The following is a 24,313-nucleotide window of genomic DNA, read 5'->3' as shown; positions in this document are numbered from 1 at the left end:
GGCTGGGGAAGCGGATGCGGTCAGGGAGAGGGGGAGGGGCGGACATCCGGGGCAGGGCTTTCAGATCAGCGGTCTCGGTTCGGCGGCGGCGTCGGTGTCCTCCAGGTGGGCGAGCTCGCGCAGCTTCGCCTCGTCGAGGATCTTCAGCACACCATCCTGCCACGACGCGATCTGGCGGTCACGCAGCCTCTTGATCGTCTTGTTCGTATGCACCAGCGACAGGCCGAGCGCATCGGCCAGGTCCTGCTGGCGGAAGGGCACCTTGCACTCGCCGTTGCGGGTCATCAACAGCGCGGCGGCGCGGGAATGGAAGCGGTGGAAGCTCCAGGCCACCCGTTCCAGCGCCGAGCGCCGCCCCAGCGTGGTGAGCGCGTCGCCGAGGAAATGCTCCTCCAGCGCCGCGAGCCAGGCGAGATCGTAGGCGCGGCGCGGAAAGCTGCGGAACAGGCTCCAGAGGTCGGAGCGCTTGAACACGCAGAGCGTCATCGCCGTGGTGGCCTCGACGGAGTGCTTCATCTCGCCCATCACGCCGGCCTGCAACCCGATGAAGTCTCCCGGCATGACGAAGCTCACCACCTGGCGGCGCCCGTCGGACAGCCCCTTGTACCGCACGCCCATACCGTGCAGCACGGTGAAGAGCTGCGGGCTGTTGGACCCCTCCATCAGCAGCACGGTGCCCGGCTCGACCGTAAGCTCGCCGGACTTGAACCGCCGCATGAAATCGAGCTCCTCGTCGCTCATCGCGGTGAAGAGCTGGCGCTTGCGCAGGGGGCAATTCTTGCAATCCGTGGCCAAGGGGTAGGGTGTCCTGACTTAATACGGTCGTGAACGCCCCGCGCACGCCGAAGGTTCCCGCCGTGCGAGCGGATATGTGAAATTTTGCAGATGCCGGCCGGCGCGCCGGCTTCCCCCGGGCCCCGCGCCCGGCTCAGAGCGTGGCGAGGAAGGCGGCGATGCCGGCCTCGGCGCAGGCGCGGTCCTGGTCGGGGGTGCCCGAGCTCAGCCCGATGCCGCCCACGACCTCGCCCTCCACCACCACGGGCAGGCCGCCGCCCACCACCATCAGCCGGCCCGCGATGGCCGAGTTGATGCCGTAGGTCGGGTTGCCCGGCTGGCTTGCGGCGCCGTATTCATGCGTCGCCTTCTTCGCGCCCGCGGCGGTGAAGGCCTTGTCGATGGCGATGGTGGTGCTGGTCACCTTGCCGCCGTCCATGCGCTCGAAGGCAACGAGCTGGCCGGCCTCGTCCGTGACGGCGATGCACATGGGCACGCCGATCTCCCGCGCCTTCGCCCGCGCCCCGTCGATGAGAATGCGCGCATCCGCGATGTCGATCCGCCGCAAAGTGATCATGTCCGGCTCCTTGCCCTGGTTTGCACTGTCCCCGGCGGCCGCGCGGCCGCCGCTGGCCTTCCGCCTAGCACGCGGGCGGCCGGCCCGCGACAGGCGCGGCGCCACCGCGGGAGGCTTTTCCGCCAAGTGGAAACGCGGCGCGGCGTCAGGATGCGTCGCGCATCCAGGAGCGCGCGGCGACATAGGAGGGGATCTCCCCGGCCGGCATCGGGCGCGCGAGCGCATAGCCCTGCAGCACCTGGCAGCCGAGGTCGCGCAGCACCTCGGCGTGGCGCAGGCTCTCGACCCCTTCCGCGATCACGCCGATGCCGAGGGCCCGGCCGATCTCGACCACCGAGGAGACGAGCTTGCGCGCCCGCGCCGACCCGTCCACCGGCATCACCAGGTGGCGGTCGATCTTGAGGAAGCGCGGCGACAGGTTGATGAGGCTGAGGATGGAGGCGTAGCCGGTGCCGAAATCGTCGATCTCGATCTCGATGCCGCTGGCGCGGATCCGGCGGATGTTCTCGGCGATCAGCGGCGAGGCCTCGTCGAAGGAGATGGTCTCCACGAGCTCGAAGGCCAGCGTGCCGGGCTGGAACTCGAGGGCGGCGAGGCGCCCGGCCAGCCCCTCGTCGCCCAGCCGCTGCGCCGAGACGTTGACCGAGAGCCGGGGAATGCGGATGCCGGCCGCGCTCCAGGCGCGGAAATCCTCCAGCGCGCGGCGCAGCACCAGGTCGTCGAGCTCGCTCATCACGTTGAGCATCTCCGCCACGTCGAGGAAATGCTGCGGCGTCAGCAGGCCCTGGCGCGGGTGCTGCCAGCGCACCAGCGCCTCCACCCCGGTGACCTCCAGGCTGCGCGCATCGAACTGCAGCTGGTAGACCGGCAGGAACTCGCGCCGCTCCAGCCCGCGCAGGATGTCGTCGGCCATGCGCTTGGTGTCCATCGCCTCGGCGCGCAGCGTGTCGGTGAAATACTCGATGTGGTTGCGGCCGTGCTTCTTGGCCTCGTGCAGGGCGATATCGGCGTTCAGGAACACGGAGGTGGACTGCTCCGCGCCGGTGCTGCGGGTGGCCGCGCCTATGGTCACCCCCACCCGGTATTCATGCGTGCCCAGGATGACCGGGCGCACCAGCGCGCGCAGGAGGCGGCGGGCGAGGTTGTCCGGGTCCTCGGCCGACACCGCCTCGCGGCTGACGATGACGAACTCGTCGCCCCCCACGCGGGCGACCACGTCATCCGGGCCGGCGGTGCGGGTGAGCACGCCGCCGGTGTGGCGCAGGATGTCGTTGCCGCCCTGGTAGCCGAGCGTGTCGTTGATGTCCTTGAAGCGGTGGAGATCGACGATGATGACCGAGAGCGGGGCGGTGTCCTGCGCATCGGCATCCACGGTGCCGAACAGGGTCTCGAGGGAATTGCGGTTGGGCAGGCCGGTGGTCGTGTCGTGGTTGGCGAGATATTCCAGCCGGTCGCGCGCCGCCTCCAGCAGCCCCGCCCGGCTCTCGGCCTCGCGCGTGGCCTCGCGCAGGTGCTCGTTGAGCCGGATGAACGGCGTCACCTCCCAGTTGGCGCCGATCATCACCGGCCGCTCGCCGGGATCGGCATAGGTGCGCCCGAAGGAGCGCAGGTGGCGCAGCGAGCCGTCGGCCTCCTGCACGCGGTACTCGGCCGAGAAGGTCGTGCCGTTGCGCACCGCCTCGCGGAAGCTCTCGCGCAGGCGCGACTGGTCCTCGGGCAGCACGCGGGAGAGCCATTCCCGCCGCGGCAGGCCCGGCGCGTCCTCGCCGATGGTGTCGAACACCGGGTCCTCCACCCGCTCGCCGCTCAGCGCGTCGCGCTGCCAGATCTGCAGGCCGGCGGTCTCGATGGCCAGCTTCAGCCGCCGGGAGGTGGCCAGCAGGTCGGCCTCGCGGCGCAGCAGCGCCGAGATGCTGGACTGGCGCTGACGCAGCAGCAGCCCGGCCCAGGCCGTGGGGGCCAGGATGAGCAGCCCCGTCGCCGCGAGCAGGGCCCGGAAGCGCCAGAGCTCGCCCGCCGGCACCCGCCAGCCGCCCTCGGGCGCCGCGTGGAGCGCCCAGCCGAGTGTGCCGGCCGGCAGCGCCACAGGCGCGTCGCGCAGCACCTCCGGGTCGCCGAAGAAGGGGGGCCCGTCCGCGCCCGCTTCCCCGGCCGTGATCGCCAGCGAGAGGTCGTGCGGCGAGCCGCTGATGCCGGCCTTCTCCAGCAGCGCCGCGAGGTCGACGCTGGCCGAGACGATGCCCCAGGGCCGGGGCATGCCCTCCGGCCCGGAGCGGCGCAGCGCGTAGCGCATCAGCAGGCCCTTGCCGCCCTGGTAGAGGTCCACCGGGCCGGAGAGCACCACGTCGCCGGCCGCCATCGCGGCCCGCGCGCTCTCCGCCTGGCCGGGCAGCGCGGCGAGGTCCACGCCGATCAGGCTCTCGTTTCCCTCCAGCGGATAGACCATCGACACCGTGAGCCCCGGCGCCAGCGCCACCGCCCGCACGCTGCCGGAATGGGAGAGCAGCCGCCGGGCCCGCGCCGAGAAATCCTCCTGCGACATGCCGGGCTCGTCTTCCAGCGCCACCACCAGGCCGCGGAGGAGCTGCACATCGCCCTCGATCGCGCCCTCGAGCCGCAGCCGCAGGCGCGAGAGCTCCTCCACCGCCTCGACACGCTGGCGCTCGATGGCGATGCCGACGCGCTGCCGGTCGAGCATGACGGCGCCGAATGCCACACCCAGCGCCACCGCAGCGAGGGGAAGGAAGGGCCTAAGAGCCATACGGGGCGCACACTCCAGACATGTCCGGCGACGGGTCCTCGACCACGGAAAGAACGCGGGTATTGTTCGCGGCGATCCGGCCCGCGGTCAAGCCGCATGCCGGGGGGCGGAGCACCGGGCCGCCGCTTTCACGATGCAGCGCAACATACCGCATTCTCCGCGCTTTTCCGGGCGCAGCACCGGCGTGGCAGCTTGACAAGACGCGGGGCCAGCCTGCATTCCGAGGGCTCGCACCCTCTCATTGCGGACACCCGTCGGACGAATGGAACTCATCGGCGTCGTCAGCGTCATTGCCGGCCTCTTCATCGTCATCGGCCTCAGCGAGCCGCTGGCGGCACGGCTGCGGCTGCCCTACAGCGTGATCCTGGCCGGCATGGGCATCCTGGTGGGCGTGGGGGCGGGCTACGCGCTCAGCACCGATCTCACCGACGTGCTGAACCCGGTGGCCGAGGCCATCCTCGGCCTGCCGATCCATTCCTACGTGTTCCTCTACGTCTTCCTGCCCACGCTGCTGTTCCAGGTCTCGCTGGGGCTGAACCTGCGCCGCATGATGGACGACTGGGTGCCCATCCTGCTGCTCGCCGTGGTGGCGGTGATCGTGGCCACCTTCACCATCGGGCTCGCGCTGATGCCGGTGAGCGGGCTGCCGCTCACCGCCTGCCTGCTGATCGGCGCCATCGTCTCCACCACCGACCCCTCGGCGGTGGTCTCCATCTTCCGCGACATCGCGGCCCCCCAGCGCCTCACCCGCATCGTGGAGGGCGAGAGCCTGCTCAACGATGCCGCGGCCATCGCGCTGTTCGGCGTGTTCCTCACCTTCGTGATGAACGGCGTGCCCAACCCCACGCTGGGCACGGCCATCGGCCAGTTTCCCTTCCTCATCATCGGCGGGGCCGGCACCGGCTACCTGGTGGCGCGCTTCGGGGTGATGCTGGTGGCCCTCGTCTCGCGCCACCGGCTGGCGCAGGTCTCGGTCACGGTGGCCATCCCCTACCTCACCTACATCCTCACCGAGCAGGTGCTGGGCGCCTCCGGCGTCACGGCGGTGGTGGTCTCCGGCCTCACGATGAACCTGCTCGGGCCCGGCCGGCTCTCGCCCGGCACCTGGACCTACCTGCGCGAGGTCTGGGACCTGCTGGCGCACTGGGCGGGCTCGCTCATCTTCATCATCGCCGCCCTGCTCATCCCGCGTTTCCTCGAGGGGGTGAACCTCACCGACCTCGGACTGGTGATGGTGGTGGTGGGTGCTGCCGTGGTGGCACGCGCGCTCATGCTCTGGGTGCTGCTGCCGGCGATGACGCTGATACGCCTCTCGCCCCGGGTGGAGCCGCCCTACCGGCTCGCCATCCTCTGGGGCGGCCTGCGCGGCGCGGTCACCCTCGCGCTGGCGCTCGCCGTCACCGAAAACCCGTTCGTGGAGCCGGAGGTGAAACGCGCGGTGGGCATCCTCGCCACCGGCTTCACCCTGTTCACCCTCGTCTTCCAGGGCACGACGCTGCGCTGGATGATCCGGCGCATCGGGCTCGACCGGCTCTCGCCGCTCGACCTGGCACTGTCCAACCAGGTGATCGCGGTCGCGCTGCAGAACGTGCGCGAGGACGCCACCGAGGCCGCGCGCGACCACGGCCTCACCCATGACATCGTGCGCTCCGAGGCCAAGGCCTTCGGCGAGCGGCTCGAGGTGGCGGTGCGCGAGGCCGAGGCCGGCGCCGAGATCCTCGACCGCGACCGCATCACCCTCGGCCTCGTGGCGCTGGCCGGGCGCGAGCGCGACCTGATCCTCGAGCAGTTCAACCAGCAGGTGGTCTCGGCCCGGCTGGTGGACCGCATGCTCTCGGACGTGGACCGGCTGATCGAGCGCACCCGCGGCGGGCGCAGCCAGTACCGGCTCGCGGCCCGGCGCTCGCTGGTCTACAGCCCCGGCTACCGGTTCGCGGTGATGCTGCACAACCGGCTGCACATCTCGCGCCCGCTCGCCGCCATCACCTCCGACCGGTTCGAGATCCTCATCCACCAGCAGTTCATCCTGCGCGACCTGCACGGCTTCATCTCCGCCAAGATCCTGCGCATCCACGGCAAGCGCGTGGCCGAGCTGCTGCACGAGGTGCTCGAGCGCCGGCAGGAGGAGGTGTCCCGCGCGCTCGACGGCCTGCGCCTGCAGTATCCCGGCTATGCCGAGCAGCTCGAGCGCGTGTTCATCCGCCGCACCGTGCTCAGGATGGAGGAGCGCGAGTACGAGGCGCTGTTCGCCGACGGGCTGATCGGCTTCGAGGTGCATGCCACGCTCACCGGCCAGCTCGCCCGCAGCCGCGCCGAGGTGGAGCTGCGCCCGCGCCTCGACATCACGCTGCACAAGCCCACGCTGCTGGCCAGCATGCCGCTGTTCCAGAACATGGAGGAGGGCCACCGCGCCAAGCTGGCGCGCGCGCTGGTCACCGTGTTCGCGGCGCCGGGCAAGGTGATCATCCGCAAGGGCGACGTGGCGCGCAGCGTCTACTTCATCGCCTCCGGCGCGGTGGAGGTGGAATTCGCCGGCCAGAAGCAGCGGCTGGGGCGCGGGCAGATGTTCGGCCAGCTCGGCCTGCTCGCCAAGCGCCGCCGCCGCGCCCAGGTGACCGCCATCACCCCCTGCACCCTGCTCAGCCTCGACGATGCGCGCTTCCGCCGCCTGCTGGAGCGCAACCCCTCGCTGCGCGCCGCGGTGGAGGCGAGCGCCGCCGGCACCCAGGGCCAGATGCGCCCGCCGCCGATGCCCGAGCTGGCACCGGAGGACGCCGGTGCCGAGGCCGTGCGGGCGGTGGTGCGCAACGGGCCGGCAGCCGCCCCCGCCGCACCGGAACCGCGGACCGACGCGCAGACTCAGACGGGCACGGAAACCGGGGCGCAGGAGCCGGCCACTGCCCCGGTCTCCGACGAGGCCGCGCCGCGCTGAAACCCGCGCCGGCCCGCCAAACAAACACATCGCCCGAATCCTGTTTTGATGATAACAATTCGGCAAAACAGAACAGATTCCGATGCTCCGGGTACTGGCCGGGGCATTGGAATCCGAGACGTCGGGGATCTGAAATGACCGCTTTACTGCGCCATCCGACCGCTCTTCTTCTCTCCCTCGCCTTCGGAATGTTTCCCGCCGCACCGCGCATCGCCGGAGCGCAGGACAGCCCGGCCGCCGTGCAGGATGTCTCCGCCACCGCGCCCGCGCCAGAGGAGGCCGGGCTGAGCGAGGAGGAGATGGAGATCCTCGTCGCCCGCATCGCGCTCTACCCCGATGCGCTGGTGGCCGCCATCGCCGCCGCCTCGCTCTACCCGCTGCAGATCGTGGAGGCGGCGCGCTTCCTCGACAGCGCGAAGGAGGGCCAGGAGCCCGACCCGGACTGGGACGGCTCGGTGATCTCGCTGCTCAACACCCCCGAGATCGTGCAGATGATGAGCGAGGATCTCGACTGGACCAGCCAGCTCGGCGACGCGGTGACCTACCAGCAGCAGGACGTGCTGATCGCCATCCAGCAGCTGCGCTCCCAGGCCGTGGCCGACGGGGTGATCCAGACCGACCAGCACACCGAGGTGGTGCAGGAGGGCGACACGATCATCATCCAGCCCGCCGAGCCCGAGAAGGTCTACGTGCCGCAATACCCGCCTGAGATGCTCTACGAGCCCGATTACGTGTGCGCGCCGGTGAGCTACTACCCCCAGCCCTACCCCAACTACTACCTGCCCACCGCCACCTTCTTCACCGGCGTGGTGACCGGCGCCGCCTGGGCCGCCTTCGTGGACTGGGACGACTGGGGCGTGCACGGCGGTCACTGGGGCAACGACGTCGACATCGACTGCAACAACTGCTTCAACAACATCAACGGCAAGGTGAACTGGCGCGACGTGGACTGGAACAAGGTCGACCGCGACAAGATCCACATCGACCGCGACCAGCTTGGCAAGATCGACCGCGGCAAGCTCGGCGACCGACTCGACAACCGCGACCGCATCGGCGCCGGCAACGGCCGCCGCCCCGGCGCGGGTATCGGCACGCGCCCGCGCCCCGGCCTGGCGGGCGACCGCGCCGACCGCTCGCGCGACATCCGCAAGGCGGCGGCCGCCGGCGGGCTGCGCCCCGGCGGCGGAAACACGGCCGCCCTGCGCCCCGGCGGGGGTGACGGGCCCGCGTTGCGCCCCGGTGGGGGCGACAGGCCCGGAGTGCGCCCCGGTGGGGGCGATAGGCCTGCATTGCGCCCCGGTGGGGGCGATAGGCCTGCATTGCGCCCCGGTGGGGGCGACGGGCCTGCATTGCGCCCCGGTGGGGGCGACGGGCCCGCGCTCCGTCCCGGCGGTGACAGGCCGGCCCTGCGGCCCGGCGGGGGCGACAAGCCTGCCCTGCGCCCGGGCGGCGGAGACCGCGCGGCGGTGCAGCCCTCCACGAGACCCGCCCTCGCCCGGCCCGGCGGCGGCGGCGGCAAGCCCGCGCTGAAGCCGGCGGGCAAGCCCCGGCTGGGCGCGAAGCCCTCCGGCGCGCGCCCCCAGTCGGCGCTCGGCGCCGGAGGCGGCGGCGGCACCCGGGCCAAGATGGCCTCGCAGCGCGGCACCGCGGCCCGCGGTGGCGGACGCGGCGGCGGCAAGCCGCATATCGGCGGCGGACGGCGGCGATGACACCCCGTAGCGGCGAGCACAGCATGCACCAGGCGCGTTTCCTCGCCCCCGCCTCCCGGCCCCGGAACCGGACCGCCTCCGGCTGGCGCGGCGCGGGGCTCGCCCTCGCCCTCGCGGCGCTCGTCCTCGCCCCCGGCCCCGCCGCGGCGCAGGAGGAGCAGGAGGCGCCCTTCGCGCGGTTCGTGTCCGCCACGCCCGCGCCGCGCTTCGAGAGCGCCGGCGCGGCGGTGGAGGCCCTGCGCGCCGCCCTCGAGGCCGACGATCTCGAGGACATGGCCGCCCTGCTGGGCCTCGATGCCGCCGCCCTGCGCGAGAGCCCGGACACGATGGAGGCCTATGCGCAGATGCGCGAGGGCATCGCCCGCCGTCTCGTGACCGAGGAGAGCGAGGACCGGGTGCTGATCGACATCGGCTGGCGGCTCTGGCCGCTGCCCTTCCCGGTGGTGCGCGGCGAGGACGGAAGCTGGGCCTTCGACACCGGGGCCGGCATCGACGAGATCGTGAACCGCCAGGTGGGCGCCAACGAGCTCGCCGCCATCGACACGCTGCACGCCTATCTCGACGCGCAGGAGGCCTATGCCGCCGAGGACCGCGACGGCGACGGCGTGCGGGAATACGCCCAGCGGCTGGTGAGCAGCCCCGGCACCACCGACGGGCTCTACTGGCCGGAGACCGCGCAGGATGGCCCCAGCCCGGCGGGCGCCGACATCAGCGAGGCTGAGCTGGACGACGCCGCCGAGGGCCGGGGCTATTTCGGCTACCGCTTCCGCATCCTCACCGGCCAGGGCGACAACATCGCCGGCGGCGCCTATGACTACGTGATCAACGGCAACATGATCGCGGGCTACGCCATCCTCGCCTGGCCGGCGCAGTATGGCGAGACCGGGGTGCACACCTTCCTCGCCAACCATCTCGGCGTGCTCTACGAGGCCGATCTCGGGCCGGACACCGATGTGATCGTGCCCTGGATCGAGCGCTTCAACCCCGGGGACGACTGGGAGCTGGTGCCCGAGTAGCCCCGGGCAAACCGGCCCCGATCCGCCCGCGGGCGGTTTCGCGCAGGGCGGCAGGCTCCGGCCTGCCCGCAGAAGGGTGCGCCTGCGCGGCACCGGTGCCGAGCCTGGCCGCCACCTGCCCGGGGGCGGCCGCCGGCCGGTTCTCCCGCCCATGCGCCATACCGGCGCCCCGTGGCGCCCCGATGGCAGGCGCCCGCGCCGGTATGGCCTGGGCTTGCGCTACGGCTTCTGCTCGCCCTGGGCGGCTTCGGTGGCGATCTCGCCGGCGGCGGCGGCCACGGCCTGCTGGGCGCGGGGGTCGTCGGGCGGCACGGTCCTGTCGTCCTCGTCGAGCACGCGCACCCGCACCTCGCGACCGGCGAACTCGATGCCCTCCTTCGCGAAAGCCTCCGAAATGCGGTGGAACACCGTCTTGCGCAGCACGAACTGCTCGCCCGGGCGGGTCTTGAACTTCACCCGGAAGACGAGGCCGGTGTCGGAGATCTCCAGCACGCCCTGAGACTTCAGCGGCTCGATGAACTTCGGCCCCAGCTCCGGGTCCTCCAGCAGGGCGAGGCCGAGCTTCTTGACGATCTTGCGCACCTTCTCGGGGTCGGTGCCGTAGCGCGCGGCGATGGGCAGCTTCATGATCACCCAGTCGCGCGAGTAGTTGGTGAGCTGGGTGATCTCGCCGAAGGGCACGGTGTGCAGCGGGCCGTTCTGATGGCGCAGCTGCATGGAGCGGATGGAGATGCGCTCCACCGTGCCCTTGGCCGAGCCGGTCTCGATGTACTCGCCCACGCGGAAGGCGTCGTCGATGAGGAAGAACACGCCCGAGAACACGTCGCGCACCAGCGCCTGGGCGCCGAAGCCAACGGCAAAGCCGATCAGCCCGGCCCCGGCGAAGAGCGGCGCCACGTCCACCCCCAGCGAGGACAGCATCACCATGCTCACCAGCACCAGGATGGCGATGAGCACCGCGTTGCGGAACAGCGGCAGCAGCGTGGCGAGGCGCGACTTGCCGGTGCCCATCTCGGACTCGCCGTCCCCCTCGCCCTCGGCGCCGGGGGCGGTGCCCTCCTCCTCGGCGAGGCGGCGGTCGAAGGCGGTTCGGATCGCCTCCCAGCCGATGGAGCCCACCAGCGCCATCAGCAGGATGACCCAGACCGCGTGCACCCGGCCGTCCGGCGTGAGCAGGCCGATGTCCCAGCGGCTCACCAGCCACACCGCCGCGGCCGCGAGCGCCACGTGGTTGAGGCTGCTCAGCGCCCAGCCGCGCCAGGGGTGCGTGACCGGCGGCCCGGGCTCGGCGCCTGCCGCCGACCGGGCGGGGCGGTCGAGGTAGAAGCTCTCGATGGCGATGAGGCCGAGCCCCTTGACCACGAGCCCGATCAGCACCGCGAGGATGGGGGCCGCCACCAGCCCCTCGATGTCGAGGTCGAGCAGCCGGGCGAGCAGGGTGACCACCACGGTGAACACCAGGTAGGTGGTGAAGAGCACGTGCCAGTGCCGGTGCCAGAAGCGCACCGGGCGCAGGTCGGCCTCGGCGAGGCGCACGAAGAGCGGCCGTGCGAGGTAGACCGCCCGGATCAGCCCCGCGGCCACGATGAGGGTGGAGAGGTCGAGCAGCAGGTCGGCGAAACCGTCCGGCCCCTGCATGCGCCGCACCAGCGCCGCCACGCCGGAGAAGAACAGCGCCGACCAGACGGTCAGGCGCATCAGCAGGTGGATGCGCTTCGCCTCGGCATCCTCGAAGGGCAGCACCCGCGAGTCCGGCCGCCAGGGCGCGAGGATGGCGCGGAAGGCGATCATCACCAGCCCGCCGGTGATCGCCACCTCGAGGGTGGAGAGGAACACGCCGCGAAAGCCCGAATCCCGCGTGCCGAGCACCAGTGCCACCAGGGTGGACACCAGCAGGATCACCGCCATCACCAGCAGCGCCACCACCGAACGGCCGAGCAGGAAGCGCAGCCGCGTGCCCAGCAATGCCCCCGGCGCGGGGGGCGGCGGCAGCAGCGAGCGGCGCAGGCGGCGGCCGGCGGCCCAGCCCGCCAGCCCGCCCAGGCCCAGCGAGAACACGGTCAGCAGCGTCGCCCGCCCCAGCCAGAAGGGCGTGAGCGGCGGCGCGGGGTGATAGAGCGTGGTGTCGAGCCAGCCGGGGGTGGCGGCGAGATCGGCCTTCATCGCCTCGGCCCCCAGGGTGAGACGCCGGATCAGCCCGTCGACCTCGGCTTCCGCCTCCTCGGCGGGCGGCACGGGCCCCCCGGCGGCCGCGCCGGTGGCCGGGCGCAGCACCAGGATCTCGAGCCCGGCCTTCTGCGCGGCCTCGACTATCCCGGTCAGGTCCTGTTCCGGCACGGCGTCGGGCGCCTGCTGCTGTGGCGGCGGCGGCCCCGGCAGGTGCTGGGCCAGGGCGGGCGGCGCGAACAGCGCCAGCCACCCCGCGAGCAGCAGAAGGAGGAAGCAGGACAGGGCGGGAACGGGTCTGGCTGGGGTCAAGGGCGGGCGGCCTCGTGTTGGGGCGCGGCAGCCGGGCGGCCGCCGCGCTGCATTCGGGGTGTCAGCGGGTGGCGCGGCCGTCGCGCACGCCCTGCCGGTAGGCTTCGTCCTTGTCGTGTTCGACCTTGTCGTAGACGAGGCCGCCCACCGCGCCGGCACCGGCGCCGATCAGCGCGCCCATCCCGGCATCACCGGCGATGGCGCCGATCACCGCGCCGCTGCCGGCACCGATGATCGTGCCGGTGGCGGCGCGTTGCTGCGTGTCGTTCAGGTCGGAGCAGGCGGTGAGGGCAAGTGCTGCGCAGAGCGCGAGGATACGGGTCATGATACGGGCTCCCATCACTGGCCGGCCGGGCAGGGGAACGCGTCCAGTGCCCATGAAACAAGGCCGTCGATCGGCGAAACTGTGGCAATCCGGGGGTTTTCGGCCACCCAGGCGGCAAAGGCCGCCGCGGCGCCGTTGCGGGTCACCACGCTTTCGGTGGGCAGGCAGTAGAGCTTTTCGTCCATCGCGGCGGCGAGCTGGATATGCACCTGGTCGACCGCCACGATGAACCCCTGGCACATGTGGATGGCCGAGGGGTCCTCCGGGGAGGCGCAGAGGTCGGCGAGGTCGCCCGCGGTGGCGAGCATGTAGTCGCTCTCGTCCGCCGCGCGGCCCGGCGGGGCCTGCATCATCACCAGGGCAATCGCCGCCACGCAGGCGGCCGCGGCCGGTCGGGCCGTCAGGAAGACGGGCGGCGCGGGAAAGGGCTTCATCGTCAGCTCCATTGACAGGACCGGCTCAGGCGAAGGCAGCCCCGCCGCACCGGCAAGAGGGCGCTCCGCGGGCAAGTCACGCCCGGAACAGATGCGCCGGATGCGAGAAGTCCCCGTGGAACAAGAAGGTATTAACCTTCTTTACCAGAAAGTTTCACTTTCGGATTGCATCATGTCAACGCGGATTCGGGAGGGCGCATTATTTTGCCCGGCGAAGCAGGGGCTCGCCGGGGGGAGCGCCGGGGCGCGGGCCCGGCCGGTCAGATCTCGATCACCAGATAGGCGCCCTCGCGGGTGATCTCCAGCCGCTCGGCCACGTAGGGGCCCTTCACCAGCTCGGCTCCGGCCTCCACCGCCGCGGGCAGGCTGCGCACCCGCGTGGCGCGGGGGTCGGACCAGCTCTGCCCGGTGCGGATGTCGAACTCCCAGCCATGCCAGGGGCAGCGCACCATCTCGCCCTGCCGGCACAGCCGGTATTCGCCGGGCGCGGAGGCGGTGACGATGCCGCAGAGCCGCCCGGCGGAGAGGGCGGCGCCCTCGTGCGGGCAGCGGTCCACCAGCGCGTGGAAGCTGCCGTCGAGGTTGAACACGCAGACCGGCCGGCCCCCGGCCGTCACCCGCTTCATCTCGCCGGGCGCGATCTCGGCCGCCGCGGCCACCACGTGCCGGGTCATGCGTCGAGCCCGTAGAGCGCGCGGGCATTGCCGCCGAACACCGCCTGCCGCCGCTCCGGGCTGAGGGGGAAGCGGAACACGAAGCGCGGGTCGTCGTAGTCCCAGTGCGGATAGTCGGAGGAGTAGAGCAGCCGGTCCCAGCCGATCCAGTCGACGATCTCCTCGATCTCGCGGCCGTTTTTCGGCTCCTCGATGGGCTGTGTGGCCCACCAGACATGCTCGCGCATGTATTCCGAGGGCGGGCGCGTGAGCTCGGGCACCTCGGCGCGCCAGTGCGCCCAGGCCCGGTCCATCCGCCAGCCGAGCGCCGGGGCCCAGGAGAAGCCGCCCTCGATGATCGCCACGCGCAGTCGCGGGAAGGCGGCGAAGACGCCGTTGAGCACCAGGCTGGAGACGAGCCCCTCCGCCCCGGGCAGGAAGGTGTAATGCTCGTGGAAATAATAGCTCGGCCAGCCCGAGCCGGTGGAGGGGTGGCCGCCCGAGTAGCCGGCGGGGTGCAGGCCGATCGGCAGGCCCGCCTCCTGTGCGGCCTCATAGATCGGCCAATAGCGCCGGGCGCCCAGCGGCTCGGCGGCGCGGGTGGAGAGGATGACCTGGGCGAAGCGCCGGTCTCCCGCCCGGGCGCGGATCTCGGCCACCGCGGCCTCCGGATGGTCCTGCGCCACCACCAGCCCGGCGCGCAGGCGCGGCTCGGGCGCCACCAGCGCATGAATCTGCCAGTCGTTCACCGCGCGCGACATGGCGGCGGCCAGCCCGGGGTGGCGCTCCTCCATGCCGCCGCGCCCGAGGCAGATCAGCATGCCGATGTCCACGCCCAGCGGGTCGAGGTGCTGGGCGCGCAGCATCTCCAGCGAGGAGCCGGCCGGCCCGTCCTCGGGCTCGGCATCGGCGCGCATGCCGTTCGCGGTCATCCGCGGATAGGCAAGCTGCCCCACCAGCGGCTGGCGGAAGAAGCTGCCGAAACTCTCCAGGTGCTCCACCCAGCGCCGCTCGAGGAAGGGGTAGAGGTCGGACGGGCGCTTCTGGGTCATGTGGATGTCGCAATCCACCAGTTTCAGGCGCTGGTCCAGCGCGGGGTCGGCGAGGCGGTTCATCACGAGGTCTCCACGGGTGCGGGGGCGAGGCGCGGGCAGGCGCGCGCGGCGTTGCCGGAGAGGATGGCGGGAAGGCTCTCCTCCGGCAGGCCGGCGGGCAGGGCCGCGTCGCCCTCGAAATGGCGGTGGGGAAAGTCGGTCGAGAACAGCAGCAGGTCGGTGCCGCCGGCGGGGGCGAGGTGGCGCAGCACGGCGGAAAGCTCGGCGGGGCCCGGCGGGTCGCAGGGGCGCAGGCCGAGGAACAGCCGCCCGCGCAGGATCTCGCTCGGCGGCCTGTCGAGCCAGGGCACCTCGGCGCGGGTGCCGCGCCAGGTCTTGTCGCAGCGCCAGAGCAGCGTGGGCAACCAGGCGAAACCGCTCTCGAGAAACACCAGCTTCAGCGCCGGGAATTTCTGAAACACCCCCTCGGCGAGGAAGGAGACGAGGGTGTTCTCGAAGGCGAAGGAGTGCTGCACGTGGTCCTCCACCTGGTAGGTGGTCCAGCCGCCGGAGCCGGGGGCATGACGGTAATGACTGCCCGCGTGCACTGCCACGGCAAGCCCGTGCCGCTCGGCCGCGGCGTAGATCGGCCAATAGGCGCGGTGGCCCAGCGGGCGCTCGTGCATCACCAGCAGCAGCACCTGCACGAAGCGGCCGTCGGGCGCCAGCCGCTCGATCTCGCGCACCGCGAGGTCGGTGTCGTCGACCGGAACGAGGATGGAGCCGCGCAGCCGGGGCTCCTTCGCCAGCCACTCCGCGGCCAGCCAGTCGTTCACCGCGGCGCAGAGGGCGGCGGCCATGTCCTGGTTGTGCAGGGTCACCGCGCCGTGCAGCACCGAGCACACGGCCAGGCCGAGGCCGAAACGGTCGAGCAGCCTCTCCCGCAGCCAGGGCAGGCCGCCGCCGGGGGCGCGCCAGTCTTCCCGGCAGGAATAGGGCGCCTGCGCGGGATAGCTGGTGAGGGTGAAGGGCGCGCGGTCGATGTTGCGGGCCGTCACCTGCTCGGCCCAGTAGGCGTCGAGCCAGGGCAGCAGCGCCGAGACCGGCGGCGGCGGCACATGGACATCGCAATCGGTGGCACCGGCAACGGGCTGGGACATGCGGTTTCCTCCCCTGGTGTTTTGCCCGAGGGTACGCTCCGCCGCCCCGGCAGGGTATCCGGCAGGATCAGGTTTGAGTTTTCCCGATTCGAGAAAGATACTCCCGCAAAAAACGGGATACCCTCACGGATCAAGTTGGCCTACCGTTGGCGCAAATCAGCAGGCCAGCCCCCGAAGCAGGGGCGGCCACGGGAGGAAGACCGCCATGGCGGACACCGATCACCACAGACGCTCCGGGCGCGCGCTCCGGCTGCGCCTGCCCCTTCCCTCCCCTGCCCAGATGTCCGCGCGGTCCCCGCGCTGACCCCGCCACCGGCCCCACCCGGACGGCAGATCCGGGGGCGGCCGGCCCAAGCCAAGGGAGGAAGCAAGACATGATACGCAACCTGCTCACCGGTGCCGCCGCGCTGGCGCTGCTCGCGGGGGCGGCGCAGGGAAAGGAGCTGATCTTCGGCTCCTGGCTCAGCGCCACCAACGCCACCAACACCGTGGCGATGGAGCCCTATTTCGAGGCCATAAAGGAGGCCACGGGCGGCGAGATCGCCTGGAAGATGGTCGCCGGCGCCCAGCTCGCAAACGGCCCCGGCACGCCCGACGCGGTGAAGTCCAACCTCATCGACGCCGGCATCACCATGGCGCCCTACGTGCCCAAGATGCTGCCCTCGATGAACATGATCTTCAGCCAGTCGCTGATCGGAGACGACATCATGGCCGCCACCGCGGCGATGAACGAGGTGCTGATGCTGGGCTGCCCGCAGTGCCGGGCGGAGTTCGAGCATGCCGGCGCCGTGGGTTTCGGCGGCTACTCGGTCTCGCCCTACCTGCTGATGTGCCGGGGCGAGCCGAAGGGGCTGGCCGACGTGAAGGGGCTCAAGGTGCGCGCCTCCGGCGGCGGCGTGGGCATCATGCAGCTCGCCGGCGCCACCCCGGTGGCCATGCCGCCGAACGAGGCCACCACCGCCATCGAGCGCGGCGCGCTCGACTGCGTGCTGGGCTCGGTGCAATGGCTGCGCAGCTTCGGCTACATGGACGTGGTCGACACCGTGCTCGACGCGCCGCTGGGCATGGGCGGCCCCCCGGTGCTGATGTACGTGAACCGCGATGTCTGGGACGATTTCACCCCCGAGCAGCGCCGCATCCACCTCGACCTCATGGTCGACGCCGTGGTGCGCGAGACCTTCGAGGCCCAGATGGCCGAGGATGCCGACGTGATCGCCGCCGCGCGGGAGAAGGGCATCACCTTCGTCGATGCCGAGGCCGAGTTCGCCCCGGTGATGGCCGAGCGCGACACCCAGCAATACGCCGAGAACGTGGCAAACGCGAAGGCCGCCGGCGTGGAGAACCCCGAGGCGGTGCTCGACTACTACCTCGCCGCCTACGCGAAATGGCAGAAGATCACCGCCGAGGAAGTGGGCGAGGACCCCGCGAAGTTCCGCGACGCGCTGAAGCGCGAGATCTACGACAAGGTCGACGCCGAGGCGCTCTGAGCGCCCCCTGCCCCGCCTCCGGGCGGGGCCCGTCCTCCCTCCTCCCCCCCGTACCCCGGAAAGGGATGCGCATGCACGCTCTTCGGTACCTGCTCGACCGGATCACCGGTCTCTTCACCCTCGTCGCCGCCCTGCTCACCCTCGCGATGATGCTCCATGTCTCCGCCGACGTGATCGGGCGCACGGTGTTCCACCGCCCGCTGGTGGGCACGATCGAGATCGTCTCGGCCTATTACATGGCCGCCCTCGCCTTCCTGCCGCTCGCGCTCATCACCCGCGAGCGCGGGCATATCATCGTGGAGCTGTTCACCGGCTGGATGTCCTGGCGGCCGCGCAAGTGGATGGACGCCTTCGCCGCGGTGCTGAGCGTGGTCTATGTCACCGTCTTCACCTGGCAGGCGGTGATCGTGGCGGTGGAGATGACCGGGATGCGCGAGGCGCGCGAGGCCGGCGGCGGCTTCATCGAGGTCTGGCCCTCGCGCTGGGTGGTGCCCATCGGCTTCGGGCTGATGGCGGTCTACCTCGTCATCCACCTCGTGCGCGACACCCGCGCCGCGGCGCGCAACATGGCCGACGCCGACGACCCGGCCCGCGACGCCCCGCGCGCGGAGGCGCCCCTGAAAGAGGAGGCGCAGGAAGATGCCGCGGCGGCCCCCGATGCCCGCCCCGCCACCGCACCGGAGCGGCCGGAATGAGCGGCGCGGAACTCGGCTTCGCCATCCTCGGCCTCGTGCTGGTGCTGATCGCCATCCGGGTGCCCATCGGCGTGGCGCTCGGGGTCGCGGCCTTCATCGGGCTCTGGGCGCAGCGCAACATCAACGTGGCCTTCGGGGTGATGCAGAACACCCCCTTCGAGGTGGCGGCGAACTGGGGGCTCTCGGCCATCCCGATGTTCATCCTCATGGGGGCGGTGGCGCACAACACCGGCATCTCGGCGGCGCTGTTCAACGCGGCGCGCTACTGGTTCTCCGGCCTGCCGGGGGGGCTGGCGGTGGCCACCAACATGGCCTCGGCGGGCTTTGCCGCCGCCTCCGGCTCCTCCGTCGCCACGGCCGCCACCATGAGCCGCCTCGCCATCCCGGAGATGCTGAAACAGGGCTACGCCCCCTCGCTCGCCTGCGGGGTGGTGGCCTCGGCCGGCACGCTCGGCGCGCTCATCCCGCCCTCGATCATGTTCGTGATCTACGGGGTGTTCGCCGAGGTCTCGATCACCAAGCTGCTCATCGCGGGCGTGCTGCCCGGGCTGCTCACCGCGGCGGTCTACACCGCGATGATCGTCGGCCGCGCCTGGTGGAACCCCGCCATCGCCCCGCGCGTCACCCTGCAGATGGACCGGGCCGAGCTCTGGCGCCAGCGCTGGCGCTCGCTCGGGCCGGTCTGGCCGCTGCTGGTGCTGATCGCCGGCATCATCGGCGGGCTCTACGGCGGCGTCTTCACCCCCACCGAGGCCGGGGCCGGCGGCGCGCTGCTCGCCTGCGTGGTGGCCGCGGCACAGCGCCGCCTCACCCTCGCGGTGCTGCGCGACAGCGTGCTCGAGGCGGTGAAGACCTCCGCCCAGCTCTTCTTCGTCGCCTACGGCGCGGTGATGTTCACCAAGTTCCTCGCCCTGGTCGGCATTCCCGGCATCATGGGCGGGCTCATCGGCTCCTGGGCGCTCGACCCGGTGCTGCTGGTGGTCGCGGTGTCGATCATCTACCTCATCCTGGGCATGTTCCTCGACCCGCTGGGCGTGCTGCTGCTCACCCTCCCCATCGTGCAGCCGATGTTCAAGGCGCTGGGGCTCGACGAGATCTGGCTCGGCGTGATCGTGGTGAAATACATCGAGATCGGCCTGCTCACCCCGCCGGTGGGCTTCAACGCCTACGTGGTGAAATCGGTGGTGGGCGAGAAGGTGCCGCTCGAGACCATCTTCCGCGGCATCGGCTGGTTCCTCGCCTGCGAAGCGGTCATCATGGTGCTGCTGATCGGCTTCCCGGAGATCTCGCTCTTCCTGCCGAACTCGATGAACTGACCCCCCGCCCCGCCCGCACCGGCCCCGCGCCCGGTGCGGGCGGGGCGGGGCGGGCGGGTGGGCGCCCCGGTCGTGCCGGGCGCGGGGCCGGGGCGCCTTTTCCGGCGCGGCGCACGGCGCTAGACTTCCCCCATGCGCAGCGACACCGACACGCCCGCCCTCCCCGAAGCCGCCCTCCTGGGCCGGGCCCTGCGGCGCTGGCGGCTGCTCAACCGGGTGAAACAGGCCGCCCTGGCCGAGGACCTCGGCCTGTCGCAATCCGGCCTCTCGCGCTGGGAGGCCGGGCGGCTCACCCCCGGGTCCCGCGCCCTGGGCTTGGCGCGGGCCCTGCTCAGCGCCCGGCCCGCCTCGGCCTCCGACCGCGCGCTGCTCGGGCTGGTGCGCGGCGCGGCCGAGCCGGTGCACCTGGTCTGCGACCTCACCCACCGGCTGCTCGCCGCCTCGCCCGCAAGGGTGGCGGACTGGCGGGTGTCGGAGGCGGACCTGCGCGGCCGCTCGCTCTGGCGCTTCGCCTCGCCCGAGATCGTGGCCTGCGAGGCCGGGCTCGCCGAGCGGGGCTGGTACGCGCCGCTGGCCGAGGAGTTCACCCTCGTCACCGGCCGGGTCGAGCACCCGGAAATGCTGATCCGCGAAGGCGAGATCCGCTACACGCGCCTCGCCCTCTCCGACGGCAGCTTCGCCCGCCTCGCGCGCGACGGCGCGCGGCCTTAAAGATCCACGCGACCGCGCGCGGCCTTAAAGATCCACGCGACGGCGTGCGGCCTTAAATACCTGCGCGACGGCGCGCGGCCTTAGGGCCATGCGCGACGGCCCGCACCTTCAGGGCTATGCTCGACGGGGTGCGGCCTCAAGGCCAGGCGCGACGTCATGCGGTTCCGGAGCTATGCGCGACGCTGCGCGGTCCAGAAAATTCGCGCGCGGGCCCGTGCGTCCGCGCGACGTCTGCGGGAACCCCCGGGCGTGGCCTGCATAAGATATTCAGCGCCTGCCCCCCTGCGCCGGGCCGCGCTATCCTGCGCGCGCATCAGGAGGGACACGCGATGGACACCGCACGCCTTGAGGGCATCACCGCCTTCATCCAGTCCGCCGAGGCGCTGAAGGACACGCTGCGCAGCGGCCACAGCGCGAAGGGCCGGCCCGAGAGCACCGCCGAGCACAGCTGGCGGCTGTGCCTGCTCGCCCTCGTGCTGGCGGAGGAGTTCACCGGCATCGACCGGCTGCGCCTCCTCGAGCTGTGCATCCTCCACGACCTCGGCGAGGCGGTCTCCGGCGACATTCCGGCCACAGAGCAGTGCCCCGATGCCGACAAGGCGGCGCGCGAACGGGCCGATCTCGAGGCCCTCGCCGCCCCGCTGCCGCCCGATATCCGCGCCCGCCTGCTCGCCCTGCAGGACGAGTATGACGCCGCCGCCACCCCGGAGGCGGTGCTGGCCAAGGGGCTCGACAAGATCGAGACCGTTCTGCAGCACGCGAAGGGCGCGAACCCGCCGGGCTTCGACCTCGGCTTCAACCTGCCCTACGGCCGGGCACGCACCGACGCCCACCCCCTGCTCGCCGCACTGCGCGCCATTGCCGACCGCGAGACCCGCGCCGCAATGGCCCGCCCCGCGCCCTGACCCCCCGGCCGGCTCGCGGGGTGTCAGCGCCTCGGGGGGCATCGAGCCCCCGCTCGGCGCTCGCCGCGCCCGTGAGGCGCGGCCCCGGCGGCTCCGTGGGCTCTGCGATGAGGCGAGGCGGGAGGCGGCGTCCCGGTCACGGGGTGCGCCACCCCGACCCGGTGTCACGGGGAGATGCGTGCGGACCACCCGGGGCCCGGGCATCCGTCGGGCCGGGGGGCCGGCGCGGAGTGCTCCGGGACGATGGCCCGGAGGGGGTCGCGGAGCAGTTCGAGACGCCTCGACGTCGGGGCCAACACCACCCGCGGGTCAGGCCGGCGATGGCACGGGCCCGGACGTTCAGGGCCGGGTGACGGTGACGAGGCCTGCGTCGGCATCGACGCGGACATGGTCGCCGGGGCGGATCAGCTCGAAGGGGTCACGGTCGAAATCGGTCATCGCCGGAACACGGGTGACGACACAGCCGAGGGCGGCCTTCGCGGTCATCCGGGTGAAGAGCTGGGCCACGGGCGCGGTGCCGTTCACCCGGCACAGGTGGAAGAAATGCGAGTAGCCCGACGAGCCCTTCGCGCCGGGAAACAGCAGCACCTTGCCGGCGAAACTCTGCCCGCGCATCGGGTGGCGCATCTCCACGATGGTGCCGGTGCGGCTGTCGATGCCGCCCCAGCCGGAGATGGTCTCGGGCGAGACGAAGGCCGCGCCCTCGGCCACGCCCGGCACCACGCAGCGCCCGCGGATCTCGACCACGCTCACGCGAGCCCCCCGCGCCAGCGCCCGGTGATCGCCGCCTCCACGCATTGCGCGACCGAGCCGAAATGGCAGCCCACGCCCATGATCGCCGGCAGGTAATGCGCCTGCTTCGCACTGTCGGTGGCGACCGTGCGCGTGCCCTTCGGCACCACGCGGCCGATGGCGGGGCAGGTGTCGGACAGCAGGTGCCCGCCGGCGCGCTCGATGACCTCGGTGTAGCCGTTGAGATCGGCCGTGTCCTTCAGCGCGCGGGGGGTGAAGATCCACAGCTCGGTGTTCTCGTGCACCCGCCGGCCGTCGAGCAGCTTCGCCGCGGTCCAGACCTGCTCGATGGCGTTGTGCGGACAGCCGAGCATCACGAAGTCCACGTCGTCGGAACTGGCGGAGTGGTTGAGGTTCTCCCAGGCGCGCTGCCGGTCCGCGGCGGTGTAGACGAGGCGCTCGTGCGCGCCGGGGCGCAGGGCGGCCTCCAGGCCGGGCGCCTCCGGCGTGGTGCCGGGGATGTGGTACATCTCGATGCCGCCGGAGGAAGCCCCGGCGGCGCCGAAATGCTTCAGGTCGATCAGCCCGGGCTGGTGCAGCCGGCCGGTGAGCACGGGGATGTCCTCGCCCACCGCCTCGCCGGCGTGGTAGCCGAAGAGCCCCCATTCCATGATGCCGCGCACCTCCGGCTCGGCCTCCAGCACATGGGTGCCGAGCCGGTTCTCGGGCACGTGGAACCCCCAGTAGGGGATGCGGCCGGTGAGCGAGGCGGCACCGGTGCTCTCGCGCCCCTCGGTGTTGGTGCGCGCGCCCAGCACGGCGTTGCAATAGACCACGGCCGAGCTCTCCATCCAGGCGCAATGCTCGCCCTTCACCGGCACGTTGCCCACCTGGTAGGGGGTGCAGGTGTTGAACATCGACACGCCGCGGCGGCCGAAGAAGGCCTCGGCCCGGCGCTGGTAGTCCGCCGCCTCGTCCGGCACGCCCATCAGGCGGTTGTTGCGGGTGTCGATGCCGTGGATGAGTTGGCAGGTGTAGACCTCGGCCTGCGGGGTCTCCACCACCTCGTCGCTGTCGAGATTGAACTTGGAGAACAGCCTGTCCATGCTCTCGTCGGCGTAGGGGCGCAGGGCGGGGGAGCCGGCGTTCCAGGTGCCGGCGACATTGCGCACCTCCACCAGCCGCTCGGCGCCGAGCGCGCGGCCGTAGCGCAGCAGCAGGTCCATCGCCCTTGCCTTTGCCGGGCCGTGGTCTCCCTGCAGCATGGCCTGCTCGTGGTCCGTCAGCTTCATGGCGCCACTCCGTCGGTGCGGGTGAGATTGTCCGAGAGCCGGTCCTGCAGCGCGCCGATGTCGATCTGGTGCACCGAGCCGGAGCCCGCGAGGTCGAGCGCATGCGCCGCCGCCGCCCCCATCGCCATGCAGGGCCCCATCACCCGCACGGAGGAAAGCGCCGCCGGATCGCCGTCGATGCAGCGGCCCACGGCGACGATGTTGTCCGCCTCGGGCGAGAGCATCGCGCCCAGCGGCACGTAATGCACGTGGTTTTCGTCGAACACCTCCCACACGAACCCCTCCGGCGCGTTGTGCAGCTCGATGGGCCAGGCGGTGCGGGCGATGGCGTCGGGGAATTTCACGCTGCCGGTCACCTCCGGCACGGTGATGTGATGCGCGCCGCGGATCCAGCGGGTCTGGCGGATGCCGGGAAAGCCGTAGGCGCGCACCGAGATGTTGCCGAAGGCCTCGGGGAAGGCGTCGCGCAGCAGGCGCACGCCGCGGTCGACCTGCTCCTTGCCCAGGATCCCCATGCGGCTGGCGGCCACCGGCTCGAGCGGGGTCTCGACATGGGTCATGTTCAGCACGCCGATGTCCTTGCCGGGGAAGTTGAAGATCAGCCCGCCGCGGCGCAGGAGGCCGTAGTCGGCAGCCTTCTCGGCGATGCAGGCGGTGAGGGTCTCGCGGTCGGGCTGGGCATCGGTGTTGATGCCCTGGATGACGGCCTGCTGCGAGCCGAAGACCTTCTCGTCGGGCTCGCGGCACTCGAGCCCGGCGCGGTAGGCCAGTGCGGCGTCGCCCGAGCAATCGGCCCAGGCCTCGGCGCGGATCTCCACGTCGCCGTAGCGGGTGACGAACTGCGCCGCCTCGATGCGCCGCCCTTCGCGGCTGACCCGGCGCAGCGTGGCGCCGACGATGGGGGTGACGCCGGCGGCGTCGATCGCCTTCTCCACCCAGCGCGACAGCACGATCTCGTTGTAATGCGCCACCGTGGTCATCGGCCCGTGGCGGTAGTAGACGGCATCCTCCGCCTCCAGCGCCGCCAGCATCTCGTCCACCACGCCGAAGGTGAAGCGGTGGCCGTGCGTGCCGTTGGCGAAGAGGCCGCAGAAGGTGCCGATGATCGAGTTCACCGCCTGCCCGCCGAGCGCCGGCAGGCTGTCGACGATCACCACCCGGCGGCCGAGCTTCGCCGCCTCGAGTGCCGTGGCGATACCGGAAATGCCGGCGCCCACCACGCAGAGATCGGCCTCGATCACGTGCACGGGGTCGGTGCCGGAGAAGCGCACGAGGGTGGTGCCGGGGTTGATCGGGCGTCCGTGGGACATGGGCATTCTCCT

At 71.9% G+C, this 24,313-nt stretch carries 20 protein-coding genes; 8 read left to right on the top strand and 12 right to left on the bottom strand.

From position 1 onward, the window contains the following. Positions 1-60 precede the first annotated feature (60 nt). The 3 genes from D3P35_RS12225 to D3P35_RS12215 all read right to left on the bottom strand — a co-directional run bounded on the left by D3P35_RS12225 (position 61) and on the right by D3P35_RS12215 (position 4,067). Entirely contained in the window at positions 61-795 is a 735-nt protein-coding gene (locus D3P35_RS12225) for a Crp/Fnr family transcriptional regulator (protein ID WP_118135015.1), read from the bottom strand. A 133-nt stretch (positions 796-928) separates the two neighbouring features. After that, positions 929-1,351, bottom strand: coding sequence for a heme-binding protein (locus D3P35_RS12220; RefSeq protein ID WP_118135014.1), 423 nt, complete (start codon positions 1,349-1,351; stop codon positions 929-931). 145 nt (positions 1,352-1,496) lie between these two features. Beyond that, complete coding sequence (locus D3P35_RS12215) at positions 1,497-4,067, bottom strand: EAL domain-containing protein (RefSeq protein ID WP_198670598.1); 2,571 nt, start codon at positions 4,065-4,067, stop codon at positions 1,497-1,499. 307 nt (positions 4,068-4,374) lie between these two features. Between D3P35_RS12215 and D3P35_RS12210 the strand changes: the two genes are divergently transcribed. From D3P35_RS12210 to D3P35_RS12200, 3 genes are all read left to right on the top strand, one after another. Then, a complete protein-coding gene (locus tag D3P35_RS12210; RefSeq protein WP_118135012.1) occupies positions 4,375-7,044 on the top strand; it encodes a cation:proton antiporter in 2,670 nt (889 codons plus the stop codon). A 134-nt stretch (positions 7,045-7,178) separates the two neighbouring features. After that, positions 7,179-8,753 carry a DUF3300 domain-containing protein gene (locus tag D3P35_RS12205; protein ID WP_198670597.1) on the top strand — a complete coding sequence of 525 codons (1,575 nt, stop codon included), beginning with the start codon at positions 7,179-7,181 and terminating at the stop codon, positions 8,751-8,753. Then, a complete protein-coding gene (locus D3P35_RS12200) occupies positions 8,750-9,769 on the top strand; it encodes a DUF2950 family protein (RefSeq protein WP_198670596.1) in 1,020 nt (339 codons plus the stop codon). Before D3P35_RS12205 ends, D3P35_RS12200 begins: the two co-directional genes overlap by 4 nt. Before the next feature lie 219 nt (positions 9,770-9,988). Here the strand turns inward: D3P35_RS12200 and D3P35_RS12195 are convergent, their stop codons facing one another. The 6 genes from D3P35_RS12195 to D3P35_RS12170 form a co-directional block, all read right to left on the bottom strand. Next, entirely contained in the window at positions 9,989-12,247 is a 2,259-nt protein-coding gene (locus D3P35_RS12195) for a mechanosensitive ion channel family protein (protein ID WP_118135009.1), read from the bottom strand. A gap of 61 nt (positions 12,248-12,308) precedes the next feature. Further along, positions 12,309-12,572 carry a glycine zipper family protein gene (locus tag D3P35_RS12190; protein WP_118135008.1) on the bottom strand — a complete coding sequence of 88 codons (264 nt, stop codon included), beginning with the start codon at positions 12,570-12,572 and terminating at the stop codon, positions 12,309-12,311. A gap of 14 nt (positions 12,573-12,586) precedes the next feature. After that, positions 12,587-13,006 (bottom strand): Rap1a/Tai family immunity protein, encoded by a 420-nt coding sequence (locus D3P35_RS12185; RefSeq protein ID WP_157982123.1) that lies wholly within the window; start codon positions 13,004-13,006, stop codon positions 12,587-12,589. Between the two features lie 260 nt (positions 13,007-13,266). Beyond that, on the bottom strand, positions 13,267-13,680 hold the full coding sequence (locus D3P35_RS12180) for a Rieske 2Fe-2S domain-containing protein (RefSeq protein ID WP_118135006.1): 414 nt from the start codon (positions 13,678-13,680) through the stop codon (positions 13,267-13,269). Then, complete coding sequence (locus tag D3P35_RS12175) at positions 13,677-14,774, bottom strand: amidohydrolase family protein (protein WP_118135005.1); 1,098 nt, start codon at positions 14,772-14,774, stop codon at positions 13,677-13,679. The genes D3P35_RS12180 and D3P35_RS12175 overlap by 4 nt, the downstream gene beginning before the upstream one ends. After that, positions 14,774-15,853: an amidohydrolase family protein gene (locus tag D3P35_RS12170; RefSeq protein WP_118135004.1), complete on the bottom strand. Its 1,080-nt coding sequence runs from the start codon at positions 15,851-15,853 to the stop codon at positions 14,774-14,776. The genes D3P35_RS12175 and D3P35_RS12170 overlap by 1 nt, the downstream gene beginning before the upstream one ends. A 374-nt stretch (positions 15,854-16,227) precedes the next feature. Here D3P35_RS12170 and D3P35_RS12165 point away from each other — a divergent pair, with 374 nt between their 5' ends. From D3P35_RS12165 to D3P35_RS12145, 5 genes are all read left to right on the top strand, one after another. Further along, positions 16,228-17,340: a C4-dicarboxylate TRAP transporter substrate-binding protein gene (locus tag D3P35_RS12165; RefSeq protein WP_118135003.1), complete on the top strand. Its 1,113-nt coding sequence runs from the start codon at positions 16,228-16,230 to the stop codon at positions 17,338-17,340. A 71-nt stretch (positions 17,341-17,411) separates the two neighbouring features. After that, positions 17,412-18,035: a TRAP transporter small permease gene (locus tag D3P35_RS12160; RefSeq protein WP_157982122.1), complete on the top strand. Its 624-nt coding sequence runs from the start codon at positions 17,412-17,414 to the stop codon at positions 18,033-18,035. Further along, positions 18,032-19,351 carry a TRAP transporter large permease gene (locus D3P35_RS12155; RefSeq protein ID WP_118135001.1) on the top strand — a complete coding sequence of 440 codons (1,320 nt, stop codon included), beginning with the start codon at positions 18,032-18,034 and terminating at the stop codon, positions 19,349-19,351. The genes D3P35_RS12160 and D3P35_RS12155 overlap by 4 nt, the downstream gene beginning before the upstream one ends. A gap of 132 nt (positions 19,352-19,483) precedes the next feature. Then, positions 19,484-20,062, top strand: a complete 579-nt coding sequence (locus D3P35_RS12150; RefSeq protein WP_118135000.1) for a helix-turn-helix domain-containing protein — start codon at positions 19,484-19,486, stop codon at positions 20,060-20,062. Between the two features lie 329 nt (positions 20,063-20,391). After that, a complete protein-coding gene (locus D3P35_RS12145; protein ID WP_118134999.1) occupies positions 20,392-20,967 on the top strand; it encodes an HD domain-containing protein in 576 nt (191 codons plus the stop codon). Positions 20,968-21,306: 339 nt separating this feature from the next. Here D3P35_RS12145 and D3P35_RS12140 read toward each other — a convergent pair whose 3' ends face one another. The 3 genes from D3P35_RS12140 to D3P35_RS12130 are packed head-to-tail and all read right to left on the bottom strand — an operon-like array spanning position 21,307 to position 24,301. Then, positions 21,307-21,720: an aconitase X swivel domain-containing protein gene (locus D3P35_RS12140; RefSeq protein WP_232830481.1), complete on the bottom strand. Its 414-nt coding sequence runs from the start codon at positions 21,718-21,720 to the stop codon at positions 21,307-21,309. Continuing rightward, positions 21,717-22,991, bottom strand: a complete 1,275-nt coding sequence (locus tag D3P35_RS12135; RefSeq protein WP_118134997.1) for an aconitase X catalytic domain-containing protein — start codon at positions 22,989-22,991, stop codon at positions 21,717-21,719. The genes D3P35_RS12140 and D3P35_RS12135 overlap by 4 nt, the downstream gene beginning before the upstream one ends. Continuing rightward, a complete protein-coding gene (locus D3P35_RS12130; protein ID WP_198670594.1) occupies positions 22,988-24,301 on the bottom strand; it encodes an FAD-dependent oxidoreductase in 1,314 nt (437 codons plus the stop codon). Before D3P35_RS12130 ends, D3P35_RS12135 begins: the two co-directional genes overlap by 4 nt. Positions 24,302-24,313: the final 12 nt, after the last annotated feature.

The sequence above is a fragment of the Oceanicella sp. SM1341 genome (assembly GCF_003448965.1).
In the GTDB taxonomy this organism is placed as follows: domain Bacteria; phylum Pseudomonadota; class Alphaproteobacteria; order Rhodobacterales; family Rhodobacteraceae; genus Paroceanicella.
This window is presented reverse-complemented; position numbering and strand designations above follow the sequence as displayed.